The 599-nt window shown below is 46.9% G+C and carries 1 pseudogene; it reads right to left on the bottom strand.

Annotated elements, in window-relative coordinates:
- Positions 1-599, bottom strand: a pseudogene (locus tag R7190_RS28900) (diguanylate phosphodiesterase); the annotation flags it as partial.

The following is a 599-nucleotide window of genomic DNA, read 5'->3' as shown; positions in this document are numbered from 1 at the left end:
AGCTCTAGCCATACTTTGTCCACTTTGTTGCACATCAGATACTCCGCTGGAGAGAGCACCGCATCAAAGTGGGGCAGAAGTTCAATGGTTTGCGCAAGAGGGTTGTCTAGATAAATGGGTTTATCGGCAAACGTAATCACACTATGAGTATCAAATTCGACGTCGTGTTTGATGTCGTTAAACACTTCTAAAGATACGGACACGACAACAAAAAACACGTTGCTAGGATCGAAGCTAACTGGCGGTACGCCCGTTCGTTTGTCAATGAGTTCGTATCGCAACAAGATGCTTTGGCCACTGGAGTTATAAATGAACCCTGTGTGGCTGTATTCACCACGAGCCGCGAAGCTGGTTGCTATGTACTCCAGCACCTTTGGGTCAACAACGCCGGACGATTCATAATATTGGTTTTCGGTGTAATAAAGCAGATTTTGCTTGCCGTCGAGGATCGCCATGCTCGCATCCCCTTTATAGCCATGACTCAGGACATCAGCGGTTTCATCCAAGCGGCTAAAAAGCACTCGCTCACGGTAGGGATTGTCGTGATTGATAAAATAGTCCTGCAGCACATCACTTTTACTCAGCGTGTACGCATAGCT

Source organism: Vibrio sp. 1078-1 (assembly GCF_033340475.1).
Note: the sequence above shows the minus strand (reverse complement) of the source record. Positions and strands in the feature narration are given on the sequence as shown.